1 protein-coding gene is annotated in these 626 nt (G+C 69.2%); it reads right to left on the minus strand.

Translation table 11 applies throughout. The features are described from left to right. On the minus strand, positions 1–402 hold a 402-nt coding region (locus K206_RS39440; protein ID WP_043367148.1), incomplete at its 3' end, for a GntR family transcriptional regulator. Positions 403–626 lie beyond the last annotated feature (224 nt).

Below are 626 nucleotides of genomic sequence, written 5' to 3' on the forward strand. Positions count from 1 at the left end.
CGCGCGCGCCAGCGACTTGCCCAGCCGCTCCCACGGGAACAGCTCCGGCGAAGGGAAGGCCGAGCCGAGCTGGATCAGCCGCGGGTCGCGCGCGGCGTCCAGCACCGAGAAGACCAGCTTGGAGATGTCGACGTCGGTGGAGACCTGCTGGGTGCGCCGCACCACCGGCTGGGGCAGCGGCAGCGTGCGCCCGACCGGCCCGGTCACGTAGTAGCCCGAGCGCTCGCGCGCGCGCACCAGCCCGCGCTCTTCCAGCCGGTAGTAGGCCTGGAACGCGGTGGCGGGACTCACGCTGTACTGCGCCACGGTCTTGCGGATGGACGGCATCTTGGTGCCGGGCGGCAGGCTGCCGTTGCGGATGTCCCTGGCCAGCGTTTCCGCCAGTTCTTCGTAGCGTTTCATGGGCGGGCGGGCCGGGCGCGCGGACCGGCAATCGAACTGATACGCAAAATTATCGCCGATCTGATGCTGTTATTGCTTGCCGGCTGCGGCGATAATCGCCACTGGCCCGCAGAGGCTTGGCTTCCGCTCCTCCCCGGCGGCACCGACAACAAGAAAACGACGACATGAGCGACGACCTGAGCCTATCCCCCGGGCGGCCTGCCGCTGCCGATGGTTTTGCCCGC

The sequence above is a fragment of the Cupriavidus sp. WS genome (genome assembly GCF_000395345.1).
Classification (GTDB): Bacteria; Pseudomonadota; Gammaproteobacteria; order Burkholderiales; family Burkholderiaceae; genus Cupriavidus; species Cupriavidus basilensis_B.